Genomic DNA, 13,864 nt, shown 5'->3' with positions numbered 1-13,864 from the left:
ACAAGTTCTTGTCCTTGGCTCGGGACACGAACTTGCGATAAAACAAAAAAAGCCGCTAAATTAGTGACTTTCAATGGGAATATGTTCTTGTCCCCCGACATCTACAATACCACATGGCGTGCCATTACAGTGGCACGCCATGTGGTATTTATGTTCTTACTGCTGTGTTACTGCCTTTGAGCTTTCACTTCATCCATCGTAGGATAATCTGTATAACCCTTACTTCCGGTACCAGCATATAAAGTATTACGATCAACTTCATTTAAAGGGAACCCTACTTTGAGACGTTCCACAAAATCTGGATTAGCCAAAGACCATACACCAACGGGTACCAGATCAGCTGTGCCACTATCAATATCTACACTAATATCATCAATAGCACGCCCTGCTCTGTTGACCAATAATGCGTTTGTCCAGTTTGTGCGAATGTCTTGGAGAAGCTTCTCATTTCCAAGATGCATGACATGAAGGTAAGCTAAATCCAATTGAGCTAATTCCTTTACGAGGTGGAGATAAAGTTCAGGACCTTGTTCCCCATCTTGTATTCCTCCAAGAGGTGTTCCTGGCGAAATACGGAAGCCGGTTCTTTCTGCTCCAATTTCTTCGATAATAGCTTTCGCTACTTCGATCGCGAAGCGACTACGATTTTCTATAGAGCCTCCATATTCGTCTGTCCGTGTATTTGAATTCTCTCCAAGAAACTGATTAATCAGATAACCATTCGCTCCATGAATTTCGACGCCATCTGCTCCTGCTTTTATAGCCGCTGCTGCTGCTTTTCGGAAATCAGCAATGGTTGTTTGAATATCCTCTTTACTTAACTCCCGCGGAACCGGGATATCCTGCATTCCTTTAGCGGTGAACATCTCCACACCTGGCGCGATTGCAGATGGAGCAACAGGTTGACGATGATGGGGTGTATTATCTGGATGCGACATGCGGCCCACATGCATTAATTGGATAAATATATAACCATCAGCTTTATGCACTGCATTCGTAATCTTATTCCAACCTTCTATATGCTTTTCAGTATAGATACCAGGTGAATTCAAGTAACCTTGCCCATCATCAGAAGGTTGTGTGCCTTCACTAATGATTAACCCCATAGATGCTCTTTGAGCATAGTAAAGGGAGCTTAGTTCACCTGGTGTACCGTCCTCTTCTGCTCTGCTACGTGTCATTGGTGCCATAGCTAAACGATGAGGCAATTCCATTTTTCCGATTTTTGTTTTAGTCCACAATTTACTCATTTCAAACAACTCCTCTGTAGTTTAAATTAGTTTTTTATTTAGAAAGTTGTGGGTATAACGCTGATACCCCACCTGCAAGTGCACCTTGTAGCTTACGACTAATTTCATCTGCGATAATTTCAAAGCTGCCAGATTCTATACCGTCAATAGCTATTTTCGCGATATCTGCAGGATTGGATTTAGGCATGTCTACGTTGGCAGTCATGTCTGTCTCCATAAAGCCAACATGTAGACCAGCTACTCTTACATTGCGTGGATATAAATTTAATCGTAAATCATTCGTTAATGCCCACTCTGCAGCCTTTGCAGCCGTATACGCGCCTAAAGTTCCCGAACTAAACCATGATAATCCGGAAAGAATATTCAAAATTGATCCTCCCCCGTTTTTCTCTATGATCGGTGCAAATTCCCGAACCATGGACAGTGTACCGAAAAAGTGTGTATTAAATTCCAAACCTATTTTTTCAGAATCACCGTCTAGTAAAGACGCCCCTGTTGATGAGCCTGCATTGTTAATTAGCACGGTAACATCCTGAGCGATCATAGCAGCATCTGCAACTTCTTGAGGGTTGGTAATATCCAACTTAACTGGTGTAACACCTGGAATATCAATAGTCTCCGGGTTTCTTGCACCTGCATACACTTTCGCCCCTCTTGATAGAAGTTCAAGGGCAAGATGGCGGCCAAATCCCCGGTTTGCTCCAGTAACAAATGCGACTTGTTCAGAAATTATCATTTTTATTGTCTCCTTTGTTCTGTTTTTAAGTGAAATTCCTTATTATTACTGCCCCTTATTTTAGGAAAGTTGGGGGTATAGTGCAGCTACACCACCGGCAAGTCCACCTTGTACTTGACGACTAGCATCATCCGCAATAATTTCAAAATTGTCAGATTCTATACCATCAATCGCTGCTTTTGCAACGTCCAAGGGGTTAACTTTGGGAACTTCTAAGCCCGATGTCATGTCTGTCTCCATATAGCCCACATGTAACCCCGCTACTCGAATATTTTGAGAGTGGAGATTTAAACGTAGGTCGTTCGTCAATGCCCATTCTGCAGCTTTTGCAGCCGTATAAGCGCCCACAGTACCCGAACTGTACCAAGACAATAAGGAAAGAATATTCAGAATCGAACCACCGCCATTTTTAGTTATAAGTGGTGCAAAAGAACGAACCATAGAAAGAGTACCAAAGAAATGCGTGTTAAATTCTAAGTGTATTTGATCTAGATCTCCTTCAAGTAAAGAAGCACCTGTTGACGACCCCGCATTGTTTATTAGAAGTGTTACATCCTGAGCGATCTTAGCAGCTTCAATCACCTCTTGAGGATTAGTAATATCCAGTTTCACGGGGATTACACCTGGGATATCAATAGATTCTGGATTTCTTGCTGCTGCATAAACTTTTGCTCCTCTGGACAGAAGTTCTAGCGTTAGATATCGACCAAGACCTCGGTTGGCACCAGTGACAAATGCGACTTGTTCAGAAATTTTCATTTTTATTACTCCTTTTTATTTTGTAGTATAGTATTCCAATTCCAAAACAACATTTTCTGGATTCTTCTCATTACGAAGATACAATTTCTTATTAGATGGAGGGATATGTTTTATAATACAAGAATGATCATTCTATATTTGGTAAAAAGAAGGGTCTCTTCAAGAAGAAAACTTTGTTGGTTCAATATATTAAAACGATCATTCTAAAAATTATAAACATTGATACATAAAGGACAATTAACCTATAACTATTTAGTTAAAAGTTTTATAGAGATGTTGGCTGTACGTTGCAGGTTCTCTTTAGGAATGGAAGTTCTCGCCATTGCCCTCAACCCAATACCCACCACATTCAGATGTTCTGCCAGTACTGAGGCATCATAATCTAGGTTTAATTCTCCATTCTCCTGTCCCCACAAAATAATATCCTTGAACAGTTGCTCTGCTAGTGTAAATGATTCAGTGGCCTTTGAATCCACATCTACATCGCGCATAGCTAATTCCACGGCAGAATTCACCATTAAACAACCAGAAGGTGAATCTTCATTCCCATATATCATGTAACTAATAATCAATTGAAGAGCCTCAACAGCCGTCTCAGAGCCTTTAACTACTCCTGCAAGCTCGCTATTTACTTTAGTTCGAAATCGATCCATTGCTTTCAGAAACAACGTATGTTTGTCGCCAAAGGTGTCATACAAACTTCTCCGATGGATACCCATATGCTCAACTAGATCCGTCATTGATGTCTTTTCATAGCCTTGTTCCCAAAAGAGCTTCATTGCCTTATCTAGTACTACATTTTCTTCAAATTCTTTGTAACGTGCCATTCTGGTTCCCTCCTCCCGTATTCAATATAACATATTGAGAACGATCGGTAAAGAATAAAAATGTTATTGCTAATCCATTCAATATCACAATCAATGAAAACGAACTATAGTCCGTAAAAAATGTATAAGATTAGTTTTTCTTATTACCTTGCTTAAGAATCATTTGACCCCAAGTATGCGTGATAAAATCCGGGGCGAACTTCATTGAAAAGCGCATAACTTTGGTAAAACCTACGTTCACGCGTAGTTTATTTCTCAACATGCCTTTAATACCAACATTAACAAGCTTTGTTAAGGGGAAAGAGATCAATTTATTCATCAATCCTTCATCATAAGTGTCCGTGAGATTGGTTTCAGAAATAACTGGTGGACAAAGCTCCATCACATGAATATTTTTTCCTTTGTAACGGATTTGCTCACGTAATGCATCACTGAACATGTGTATGCCAGCCTTCGTTGCAGAATAAGTCGGTGCGTTGGCTACTGTAATATTAGCAAGTAGTGAAGTAACGTTAACAATCATTGCCTCTCTTTGTTTGGCTAATAGTGGCAACAAAGCCTTGGTCACATATATTGTACCATTCAAGTTTGTGTTGATTTCTGAAATAAGATACTCGTAGGTAATACTTTCATCGAATAAGTCAAACTCGTTTATGATACCAGCATTATTGAAAACAATATCCAGTTTGGGATAATGTTTAGCTAATTCTTTGGCAAGTTGCTCAACGCTTTTAGCATCACTAACATCAGCTACCATCCCAATGATTCCAGGATTGTTCTTTACTGCTTGATCAATGCGTTTTTGTGAGCGCCCTGTGATGATCACTGTGTTTCCCATCTCATGAAAACGTTTTGCAAAAGCAGAGCCAATTCCAGACGTGCCGCCTGTCACCAGTATCGTTCTATTATTCAATTTCATTCTTCATCATCTACTTTCAATATGACTTTCCCTTGACTATGGCCTGTCGCAATTTTAGTAATTGCGGCATTCACTTGATCAAAGGGGTACTCAGAATCAATTACCGGCTTAGATTTTGCTTTTTCAAGATACTGTGTGAAAGCTGCTAATTGCTTGCCACTTGGTTGAACGTATATGAAATCATAACTTTTATTATGCCATTTCGCTAGCCCATCAAAAGGCAACCCCAGTAAACTGAAAAGAATCTTCTTCGCCGTTGACAAGTCTGCGCTTCGTTTAGCGAAACGGGCATTGGGACCAGCATTTAACGACAATAATTTACCACCTGGCTTTAATATTTTAATTTGTTTACTAATTTCACTGGCGCCCCGGGTATCAATAACATAATCATAGCCTCTCAGTATGTGAGTATAATCCTGCGTTTCATAGTCGATAAACTCATCTGCACCGAGTCGATTGGCCAAATCACGCGCTGATCCACTACCACTGACGGTCACAAACAGTCCTTGTGACTTCGCGTAAGGTATGGCAATCTGTCCAAAGCCCCCCGTACCTCCAGAGACAAATAATTTACTGCCTTGTTGAGCACCTAAAATATCAAGTGCTTGGATGATCGTCAAAGCAGACAATGGTACGGCTGCTGCTTCTGTAAAGGAATAATTAGCTGGTATTTTAGCCACAATAGATGCATCTACTGCGACATATTCAGCGAACGCTCCCATTGTATCTAGCGGTGGCATAGTGTACACGAAATCACCTGTTTTGAAATTTTGGACACCGGTACCGACTTCAACCACAACTCCAGCCAACTCGTTGCCTAGAGTCAATGGAAAGTTGTAATGATCGAACAACTTAACTTTTCCTGTAATCGCCAAGACAAGGTGTGGATCAACACCGGCTGCCTTAGTCTTGATCAGAACCTGAGTTGATGTGATTGATGGAACATCGACTGAGTTGATTTCCACTTCAAGTGTTTTGGAATATCTAGAAATTTGTGCAGCTTTCATTAGGTGCTCCCCTTAAAATCGGATAATGACTTTTCCTTTAGGATGACCAGTCGCAACAAGCTTCAGAGCCTCATTAATATCTTCAATGTGGAATTCAGTCGGGTCCACCGCTGGTACAATCCCGTTATCTTCAATAATCTTCGTAATTTTCTTTAATTGTTCGCCATCACTGCGAACAAAAATGAAATGATATTGAATCTTCTTTTTCTTCGCTTTGTGATCATACTTAGCCCCGGCAATGGTGAAGAGCTTTTGTTTCCAACCTGGCAAGCCCATATGCTCGGCGAAACGTTTGTTAGGTCCGGTCCGCAGAGAAAGAAGGCGACCTCCTGCTTTAATAATGGAAAGTTCATGATCAAATTCGCTTGGTCCCAACGTATCCATCACATAATCTACATTACTAAGCTGCTCCCAATAATTCTCAGTCGTGTAATCAATATATTGGTCTGCTCCAGTCGCCATTGTCCGTTCACGCGCTTGCGGATTTCCACTAACGATGACCCTCAGCCCCATGCTTTTGGCGATAGGAATGGCCATTTGGCCAAATGAACCAGAACCCCCGGGAATAAACACGCTTTCGCCAGCTTTGGCAGCCAATTCTTCATGCAAACCTTGATAAGCAGTCAATCCTGTTAATGGCGCAGCAGCACCGGTCACAAAATCGAGATTAGCGGGCAAGTGCCCGATGGCATCCGCATGAATCGCCGCGTATTCCGCAAAGGCACCGATTTTTTGTAGTGGCAGGCGTGAGTAAATTGCATCGCCAACTTTAAATCCCTGGACGTTCTTACCAACCTTTTCGATAACACCTGTCAGCTCGTTACCCAGTACCAACGGGAACTCATAATCCTGGATCAGCTTCACGCTCCCGGTACCAATGAGCAATTCCAAATGATTAACCGCCGCTGCTTTCACCTTGACCAAGACTTCGTTATCACTTATTTCCGGGACTGGAATATCATTGACTTCTACTATGAATTTTTTTGAATATTTGGTAATCTGTGCTGCTTTCATAATTAATAGCCTCCTATGCGCTGAATAATAAGTAACATTTATTTGTTTTTGTAACTTATGTGACAAGCATAATGCCAGAGGTTACAAAAGTCAACAATTGTTACTCATTGTTTTATATGATAAAATACAGGCAGGTGTATAAACGATTATTGGGGATTTATTGAAGAAAGAAGGGTTGGCAGCACAGTGGCTAAAATCACACAAGAGCTCATTATTGAAACAGCGGAGACATTAATTGAACGCACGGAAAAATCCGAAGTGACCCTCTCACAAATTGCGGATGAATTAAGTATCACCCACGCAGCGCTTTATAAACACTTTAAAAATAAGCAAGAGCTCTGGGCAGCCGTGTCGAAGAGCTGGTTCAACCGGATGATTTCAGAACAAATCAAAATAGACATGACTAATATGGCTAATCCACAGGAATTGCTCCACGATTGGCTTTGGGCATTTGCTAACGCAAAAAAACGTGCCTATAACGAGAATGCCAAAATGTTCGCCTTGAATACGCAATATGTTGACAGCAATCCACTGGTATTACGTGACGTTCTCTGGGATTCCTACCAAATTATTGACGGCTTAATGGACTATCACGATCCCCACTTGGAACGGGCAGAAGCGATTCTCTCCGCGTTTGCGGTGTTTAGCCTCCCGTCCTTCAAAGAATCCTGGAATTTACCAGACTACCAGGACAGGTTTGAACGCATCTGGAGTTTAATCAAACAGGGTCTCTGAATCCAAACCTCTAGTTGGATTCAAAAAAACCGCAAAAGAACTCTCTCTAAAACCAAGAATGTCCAAACCCTTTTTGGAGCTTCGTCGAATTCCAACTTCATCGTGAATCCCTTTTTTTCGTAGAGATATAGCAGTTGGATATACTAATCCGCATTCATCAGGGGTTCACCTAAAAAACAAAAGCAACTTATCCGCAGACAAGTCGTTTTTTAACGTTTTTATTTTAAAATACTACTTTGTAATTATCATTTCATTTCTTACCGCTTCACCTTATAAAACTCATGATACAGCTTCATCAGTGCTCTTTTCTCAATCCGCGACACATAACTCCGCGAGATCCCCAGCTCCTTCGCAATCTCCCCCTGCGTCCGCTCTTCCCCGCCGGTGTCCAAGCCAAACCGCCCACTACAACTTCCTTCCCCCGGTCATCCAGAATGTCGAGATTGCGGTAAATCTTGCTCTTCTCGATCTTCAGATAGACTTCCTTAACAATATCATCTGCATTGGTCGATTAAATGGAAACGATTTTCTTCACCGTGCAATCCGTAATGTACACATAAACCCCATTGCTGCGGGCTGCAGCTCAATTCAAAACAATACTTTACCTATCGTTCTCAATATGATAATATGAATTTGCAGACAGGAGGTGGGGCAGCAAAAGGGCGTGAGAATGATCATGGCGAGAAGCAAAGAGTTTGAAATCAACGTGGTATTAGACAAGGCAATGGACTTATTCTGGCGTCAAGGCTACGAAAAAACCTCCATACAGGGGCTTGTCCAGGGCATGGGTATTCACAGAAGAAGCTTTTATGATACGTTCGTAGACAAGCATCAGTTATTTATGGATGTCTTGAACCGATATACTTTGACTTTGAATTCAAATATTACGAATCGCATTCATCGCTCAAATTCTGCCAAAGAGGCTATCCAGCAGTTGTTTGAAATGATAGTCAGTTGTGAAGAGAATCAACCCAAGGGCTGTTTAACGGTAAATTCGGCCGTTGAACTGTCACTGCTCGATCCAGAAGTGGCAGTTTAAATTCATGAGCAGTTTTTTTGCTTCAGAGCAATTGTTGTATGATTTGCAGGTGAGCGTTCAGTTCAGAAAACGGGAGAAATTCCCGAACATTATGATGCTGTGAGCCTTTCCCTCTATCTGCATAATGCTTAGGTGGGATTGCGTGTAATGATTAAAACGACAGAAGACAAAGAAAAGCTGGAAAGCATTATTAATACAACTTTAGCAGTCCTGGGATAAATTTTTTAACATAATTAGAACGATCGTTCTCGATTTAAATCTAAAGCGGCATTAATTTTAGGTATGATGCCAATCCTAAAATCATCAAGGCTAAGTCAAAGGACTGTATAAAATAAATCTTAAAGGAGAATTTAAAAATGACTATAAACATGGACGGCAAAGTTGCTTTTATAACTGGAGGAAATCGTGGCATTGGATTGGAAACGGCACGTCAATTAGGTAAGCTTGGAGCCACTGTCGTTATTGGGTCACGCGATTTGGAGAAAGGGAAGGTTGCTGTGGATACACTTCGTTCGGAGGGAATCCAAGCGGAGAATATCAAATTGGACGTCAATCTAGCCGAAGACCTTCAAGTTGCCTACAATTTTTTTGAACAGCGGTACGGTAAGCTTGATATGTTGATTAATAATGCTGGGATACAGATAGAGATTGAAGATCTTGCACCCATTAATGAAACAAGTACCGTTTCGCCGGTCGTTATGCGTGAAACCTTCGATGCCAATTTCTTCAGCATGGTTGAATTAACTCAGCTACTGCTGCCGTTGATTCGCAAAGCGCCAGCCGGAAGAATTGTTAATGTATCCAGTGCGCTTGGATCGAATACACTCCATTCCGATCCCGCTGCTCAAATTTATGATGTCAAGCTTCTTGCTTACGATGCCTCGAAGGCGGCAATGAATACCTTTACGACCCATCTTGCACATGAGCTGAAGGATACACCAATTAAAGTGAATTCTGCTTACCCTGGTTGGGTGAAGACTCCACTGGGCGGAAAATACGCTGATATGGATCTTGAAGATGGCGGTAAGACAAGCGTAATGCTTGCCACGTTACCTTCGGACGGACCGACAGGCAAGTTCTTTCATATGGACACAGAGCTGCCTTGGTAATACGGTAGTTAATAGAAAAACGTGTTAATACGGCGAGCGCTTTCCCAATATAACGGGAGAGCGCTCGCCTGATTAAAGCGAAAAAAATGATGTGAACTTATTTTGAAAGAAATAAGGTTTAACAGGTACATAACTCCGCGAGATCCCCAGCTCCTTCGTAATCTCCCGCTGCGTCCGCTCTTCCCTGCCGGTGTCCAGGCCGAAGCGGCCCACTACGACTTCTTTCTCCCGGTCGTCCAGAATATCCAGATTGAGGTAAATCTTGCTCTTCTCGATCTTCAGATCCAACTCTTTGATCACATCATCTGCCTCTGAGCCGAGGATATCGATTAACGTAATCTCATTACCTTCCTTGTCCGTCCCTATAGGGTCATGCAGGGATACGTCCTTTTTGTTTTTTAAATGCATCAGGATTTCGTTCTCGATACAGCGGGTAGCAAAGTAGCCAGCTTCGTGCCTCTGTACGCGCGGTAGCTCTCAATGGCTTTGATCAGCCCGATGGTGCCGATGGAGAGCGGATCCTCCATATCTTCACCTGTTTTTTCGATTTTTAAATAAATTGTGTCACAATATATAAAAATATTATATTTATACAGCAAAAAATCATTGGAATTAAACTAAAAGAAATACGGGTTTTGTGAAGATGTCTGTGAGAATCCGCGTAACCACGCGGGTTTATCGGTCCATTTGTCCAGTGATGTCCAGTGACACAAAGTTTATCCCTATATTGATAGCAACTTTACCCCTTTAGATAAAATGACACAATGATAACATAGTCTGAATCGTTAAACATCCTATCTGTTTATTAATCTGTTTATTTATTATGTAGTTTCTAATGGATTTGAAATAATGATATTTCTCATTTTCTCGGTGCTTACCTTGGTGTAAATAGTTGTAGTTTTAGGGTCTGCATGACCTAATAAATCTGCTATTGCCAAAAGATCTGCTCCTTCACCATCATTATATAATACCGCAGCACAAGTATGCCTTAGCTTATGAGGTGTGACCTTTAAATTATTTGCTTTTACTCCCGCGTCACGTGCAATTTCTTCAATAATAAGCTCAATTGCTCTTCTAGTAAGTCTTTGTCCTCGTTTCAAGGAAATAAATAACGCTTCTTCAGCCAAATTGTTTCGTTTCTGAAGAACTTCCCTCAAATACTTTGCCGGCTTTAGGATGATTTTTGGTACTCTTTTCAATTTTTTGAGGATGTCGTAGAGTTCCTAAGAACAATTGAAGATCGTTTGCAGTTATATCCCTTATGTATAAAATGTTACGAGTTTCTTGTAGCCAACAAGAAAGCCTAACCATAGTAGTATTGTAAGCCTGAACGGTTCCTAAAGTTTAGACGACGGGATCTTGGTTCGAATCTCGTTTGAGGCCTTTATAAGACACATAAACATACAAATAACTGAATTAGAGTGAATTTATCATAATTTAATTAAGCAACATAGCACATTCAAAGAAGGACAATAATTCCATTTGTACGTAAGATAATGATCGGGTCCATCCCGAGTTGAAAAAGCATTATTCTTGTTAAGAATATAATTACATTAGTGCTAAAAAGTAAAGATAGAGGGTATCCTTGGAACGAAAAGAATATTGATGGATATATAGCCACGATAAAAAAGAAAGAAACAGACAGTTTCCAAAAAGGCCTGGAATCTATCTGTCTTTTTAGCAGTTCTAAGGTACTTTACTATTTACAACACTATACTTGTTATAGAAGCTTCACTTGGCTATTTAGTACGAAAAGGTTTTTTGATCTCCGTCTCATAAACAGGGATCAGTTCAGTTCTAAGCAAGCCTACTTATTCTTTCGGGGAATAGAAATTATAGCTGCCAGAGCTGATTTTAATTACCCCATAAGGCTGGCCATTCTCCCATTCAGGATCGAACTCCCTTTCCTGCCCAGCCTCTAATACCTTGGCATTCGCTGAAGCAAGTGGAATCTTAACTTGACCTATGGTGTTAGGAGGCAGACTTACCTGTAATCGCACTCCATCTTGCCCATGCGAGAAATCGACTTGGATGATACCTCTAACGGAATGATAGCTTCCTCGCACAAAACGCACCTTATCAAAATAAATCGGCGCGATCCCAATTTCTTGATAAGCGTCTTTTATCGATGAGATACCAAGCATATGCTTATATAGCCACTCTAAGATGTGGCCCATCATATCATGATTGCGTGACCTAGAATCGTCCGTCCAAAATTCAGGCAAAGCCGTCTCGCCCTGCTCCACAAACCGGATATAACTCGGATGCTCCGGCTGCATCATCATATCGAATACGATATCGTTTCGATTTATTTTGGCTAATGCGCCAAATAAATAACGAAGCCCAATCTCTCCCGAGCGCAGCTGATGGCTGGCTGTCGCCTGAAGCAATGCGACTTCAATATCAGCAAGCTTCTCCTCCGGAACCAAGCTAAAATAAAGCGGCATCGCCTGCATGACCTGGTTCTCTGGATCATATTCGCCGTTCAGCTTGCAATAGGCGTAGCGGTTTTGACCTGGAACTGGTTTAAGCAGACGCTCATTATAAAGCTGTTTAGTTCGCTCCGCCTCGGCAGCATAATACGTATGCTCCTCGTTATATCCCAGCATTAAAGCATATTTTGCCATCAAACGGAAGGCTTCGTAATAGAAGGCGGTTTCCACGTTTTCAACATAATCACCGCCTGTCTGCGGTGCAATGCCCCAATCGCCTAATCCATGTCCAATGAATCCGCCATGAATCTCTCTGGTATGCAAGTAAGCCATATAAGCTTTCATAGCCGGATATGCCTCTTCTATAGCGGTCTTATTCCCGTATGTCTGCAACAGCAGCTCTGGCACGAGGATGATCGCGCTTCCCCATGCGATGGAATCACGGAACCCCTCTTCAAACCTGGAATACTCAGGAGCGATATCAGGAATGAGCCCTTCCTCTGTCTGAGCCTCCATCATGTCGCGCATTATTTTCAGCCAGAGCTCTTCCACCTGCTTAACATACATAATGGAGGGTCCCATCAGACTGGCCGTCTCTACCCAGCCCAGCTTCTCAATCGTCGGACAATCCGAATGTACGCTCTGTAAATTACTCTCGATTGCTTTAATGATAATTTTGGCAAGCTGTGTGATGCGCGGATCATCCGCCTCCAACTCGCCCACATTTTTCGCGGCAGAAGTGACAAAGTAACCTTTGACATCGTGTATGACAGGCTTGGCAGGGTCTCCACCATCACGCGTACAGCCTTCGATTTGCACCCATCTGGCCCCGTAGCAGGAAAAGTCAGGCTTCCATACCTCGATCTCACCCGTGCCGGCAAGGATGTATTCAGAAAAAGTAACAATATCCCAAGGCGTTGCAACCGTATTATCTTTATTTCGCAACTCACCCGGCTTGATCGTCACTTTGCTGCCTGCCGGTCCGCTCACATGGATCTCAAACATGCCGGACATGTTTTGTCCAAGATCGTAGACATATACCTGTTCAAGCGGCTCCTCAATTCCAATGGTGTCATATATTTTTCGCACGGTTATTGGTGGCTGATTTTGGCGAACCAATCTGCCTGATGGAGCTGCCAACACCACTGCCTGCTCCCATTCTGCAGCATCAAACGGAGCCTCATACCAGCCGACCGGGTAACGTCTTGCATCAAAATTTTCAGATCCGTACACATTCGCAAGCATCGTTGCGCTATCTCTAACCTTCCAGCGGTCTGCTTCCGTAAGGATTAGCGCTTTGGAGCCATCCTCGTACTCAATATGCCATTCTCCAATGGCAAGCAGGTTCTCTCCGAATGCTTCATACCCTTTTCCTATCGTGTAGAAATGTCTTCCGCCCGCATCTCCCGCATAAAAGCCATTGCCGACCGATAAGCCAATGACATTGGTTCCCATGCAGATATGATCCTTTACATCAAAGCACACATATTGCACGGACTGGTGATAATTCGTCCAGCCAGGGTCCATTTCATGGTTGCCTACTTTGCTGCCATTCATAAACAACTTAAAATGACCCAACCCTGAAACGACAGCATAAGCCCGTTTTACTTTATTTAATATTTGAAATTCATGACGGGCATAGAAAGGCTGCTTTCTTCCGCTGCCGATCCACTTTGCCTTCCATTCCGTTACATGCAAATAGCCTGTCAACAGTAGCTGCTGCTCGCTCCATGCCTGCTTGCCCGCCTGATTCCAAACGGCTACTTTCCAATAGTAAACAGTAAGGCTCTGGAGCGGCTGCCCCGCATAATGTATATTCAACTGCTCGGAGGAGCTCACTTTGCCGCTATCCCAGCATAATTCTGTTTCCGCTAACAAGGCCTCCTCCGATTCAGCAACCACTATACGATAATATGCTTGCTGTTCTCCGTGATCTTTGCTTTCCAGCTGCCAAGCAAATATCGGACAATCCGTATCGATCGCAAGAGGGGAGTCATAGTTTTTAATTTGCAAATGAATAGGCCGAATGATGTTCAC

12 protein-coding genes and 3 pseudogenes are annotated in these 13,864 nt (G+C 42.3%); 3 read left to right on the top strand and 12 right to left on the bottom strand.

The genetic code is table 11. The features are described from left to right. Window positions 1-167 precede the first annotated feature (167 nt). The 7 genes from AC50Y5_RS10555 to AC50Y5_RS10525 all read right to left on the bottom strand — a co-directional run bounded on the left by AC50Y5_RS10555 (window position 168) and on the right by AC50Y5_RS10525 (window position 6,512). Window positions 168-1,250 (bottom strand): alkene reductase, encoded by a 1,083-nt coding sequence (locus AC50Y5_RS10555; RefSeq protein WP_046230975.1) that lies wholly within the window; start codon window positions 1,248-1,250, stop codon window positions 168-170. A 34-nt stretch (window positions 1,251-1,284) separates the two neighbouring features. Beyond that, the gene (locus AC50Y5_RS10550) at window positions 1,285-1,986 is read right to left on the bottom strand and encodes an SDR family oxidoreductase (protein WP_494860373.1); all 702 of its coding nucleotides are present in this window, start codon (window positions 1,984-1,986) and stop codon (window positions 1,285-1,287) included. Window positions 1,987-2,046: 60 nt separating this feature from the next. Further along, window positions 2,047-2,745, bottom strand: a complete 699-nt coding sequence (locus AC50Y5_RS10545) for an SDR family oxidoreductase (protein WP_056040355.1) — start codon at window positions 2,743-2,745, stop codon at window positions 2,047-2,049. Window positions 2,746-2,993: 248 nt separating this feature from the next. Further along, window positions 2,994-3,572: a TetR/AcrR family transcriptional regulator gene (locus AC50Y5_RS10540; protein ID WP_056040356.1), complete on the bottom strand. Its 579-nt coding sequence runs from the start codon at window positions 3,570-3,572 to the stop codon at window positions 2,994-2,996. Between the two features lie 130 nt (window positions 3,573-3,702). Further along, window positions 3,703-4,491, bottom strand: coding sequence for an SDR family oxidoreductase (locus AC50Y5_RS10535; protein ID WP_494860370.1), 789 nt, complete (start codon window positions 4,489-4,491; stop codon window positions 3,703-3,705). Further along, entirely contained in the window at window positions 4,488-5,498 is a 1,011-nt protein-coding gene (locus AC50Y5_RS10530; protein ID WP_494860368.1) for an NADP-dependent oxidoreductase, read from the bottom strand. The genes AC50Y5_RS10535 and AC50Y5_RS10530 overlap by 4 nt, the downstream gene beginning before the upstream one ends. 12 nt (window positions 5,499-5,510) lie before the next feature. After that, entirely contained in the window at window positions 5,511-6,512 is a 1,002-nt protein-coding gene (locus AC50Y5_RS10525) for an NADP-dependent oxidoreductase (protein WP_046230981.1), read from the bottom strand. 186 nt (window positions 6,513-6,698) lie between these two features. On the opposite strand from AC50Y5_RS10525, the gene AC50Y5_RS10520 reads away from it, so the two are divergent. After that, window positions 6,699-7,247: a TetR/AcrR family transcriptional regulator gene (locus AC50Y5_RS10520; protein WP_494860366.1), complete on the top strand. Its 549-nt coding sequence runs from the start codon at window positions 6,699-6,701 to the stop codon at window positions 7,245-7,247. Window positions 7,248-7,504: 257 nt separating this feature from the next. On the opposite strand, the pseudogene AC50Y5_RS10515 reads toward AC50Y5_RS10520, so the two are convergent. Further along, window positions 7,505-7,755 (bottom strand): annotated as a pseudogene (locus AC50Y5_RS10515) (sigma factor-like helix-turn-helix DNA-binding protein); the annotation flags it as partial. A 138-nt stretch (window positions 7,756-7,893) separates the two neighbouring features. On the opposite strand from AC50Y5_RS10515, the gene AC50Y5_RS10510 reads away from it, so the two are divergent. Together AC50Y5_RS10510 and AC50Y5_RS10505 are read left to right on the top strand one after the other, a co-directional pair. Next, entirely contained in the window at window positions 7,894-8,286 is a 393-nt protein-coding gene (locus AC50Y5_RS10510) for a TetR/AcrR family transcriptional regulator (RefSeq protein ID WP_494860364.1), read from the top strand. A 356-nt stretch (window positions 8,287-8,642) separates the two neighbouring features. Further along, window positions 8,643-9,395: an SDR family oxidoreductase gene (locus AC50Y5_RS10505; RefSeq protein ID WP_200931666.1), complete on the top strand. Its 753-nt coding sequence runs from the start codon at window positions 8,643-8,645 to the stop codon at window positions 9,393-9,395. 72 nt (window positions 9,396-9,467) lie between these two features. Here AC50Y5_RS10505 and AC50Y5_RS10500 read toward each other — a convergent pair. From AC50Y5_RS10500 to AC50Y5_RS10485, 4 genes and pseudogenes are all read right to left on the bottom strand, one after another. Continuing rightward, window positions 9,468-9,994: pseudogene (locus AC50Y5_RS10500) on the bottom strand (sigma-70 family RNA polymerase sigma factor); the annotation flags it as partial. 222 nt (window positions 9,995-10,216) lie between these two features. Next, window positions 10,217-10,594 (bottom strand): tyrosine-type recombinase/integrase, encoded by a 378-nt coding sequence (locus AC50Y5_RS10495; RefSeq protein WP_494860362.1) that lies wholly within the window; start codon window positions 10,592-10,594, stop codon window positions 10,217-10,219. Further along, window positions 10,515-10,718, bottom strand: a pseudogene (locus tag AC50Y5_RS10490) (hypothetical protein); the annotation flags it as partial. The pseudogene AC50Y5_RS10490 and the gene AC50Y5_RS10495, both read right to left, overlap by 80 nt. Before the next feature lie 488 nt (window positions 10,719-11,206). Further along, window positions 11,207-13,864: a family 78 glycoside hydrolase catalytic domain gene (locus tag AC50Y5_RS10485; RefSeq protein WP_494860360.1), complete on the bottom strand. Its 2,658-nt coding sequence runs from the start codon at window positions 13,862-13,864 to the stop codon at window positions 11,207-11,209.

The sequence above is a fragment of the Paenibacillus sp. JT22N7 genome (assembly GCF_059383875.1).
This window is presented reverse-complemented; position numbering and strand designations above follow the sequence as displayed.

Bases quoted from the DNA above. Each gene is read 5' to 3' on its own strand.
- AC50Y5_RS10530 (WP_494860368.1), bottom strand. From the start codon at position 5,498: ATGAAAGCTGCACAAATTTCTAGATATTCCAAAACACTTGAAGTGGAA.
- AC50Y5_RS10550 (WP_494860373.1), bottom strand. From the start codon at position 1,986: ATGATAATTTCTGAACAAGTCGCATTTGTTACTGGAGCAAACCGGGGA.
- AC50Y5_RS10535 (WP_494860370.1), bottom strand. From the start codon at position 4,491: ATGAAATTGAATAATAGAACGATACTGGTGACAGGCGGCACGTCTGGA.
- AC50Y5_RS10555 (WP_046230975.1), bottom strand. From the start codon at position 1,250: ATGAGTAAATTGTGGACTAAAACAAAAATCGGAAAAATGGAATTGCCT.
- AC50Y5_RS10545 (WP_056040355.1), bottom strand. From the start codon at position 2,745: ATGAAAATTTCTGAACAAGTCGCATTTGTCACTGGTGCCAACCGAGGT.
- AC50Y5_RS10505 (WP_200931666.1), top strand. From the start codon at position 8,643: ATGACTATAAACATGGACGGCAAAGTTGCTTTTATAACTGGAGGAAAT.
- AC50Y5_RS10525 (WP_046230981.1), bottom strand. From the start codon at position 6,512: ATGAAAGCAGCACAGATTACCAAATATTCAAAAAAATTCATAGTAGAA.
- AC50Y5_RS10540 (WP_056040356.1), bottom strand. From the start codon at position 3,572: ATGGCACGTTACAAAGAATTTGAAGAAAATGTAGTACTAGATAAGGCA.